The 306-nt window shown below is 43.5% G+C and carries 1 rRNA gene; it reads left to right on the top strand.

What is annotated here, in order from left to right:
• Positions 1–197: 197 nt before the first annotated feature.
• Positions 198–306, top strand: a 23S ribosomal RNA gene (locus ACTNBR_RS16620); the annotation flags it as partial.

Below are 306 nucleotides of genomic sequence, written 5' to 3'. Positions count from 1 at the left end.
CATCCGAGGTGATTGTTATTCTTAAGAGTAACAATTAACTAACACTTCGAGAAAACGAAGTAAAAAAACAACCTTGAATACCAACGCATATAACGCTATATATGTGTCGATGTTAGAAAGTGACCCGTCGAATGATTTACGGAGCGGTTATTTCCAAGAACCGCTTTGAATCAGCAGAACCGCTTTCGACATCCATTGGTTATGCTAGAAAGAGCGCAGGGTGGATGCCTTGGCACTAAGAGCCGATGAAAGACGTGATAAGCTGCGAAAAGCTTCGGGGAGGAGCAAATATCCAACGATCCGGAG

The organism is Bariatricus sp. HCP28S3_F11, assembly GCF_052065395.1.
GTDB lineage: Bacteria > Bacillota > Clostridia > Lachnospirales > Lachnospiraceae > Allocoprococcus.
The sequence above is the reverse complement of the archived record's forward strand: the minus strand, read 5'-3'. Positions and strand labels throughout refer to the sequence as shown.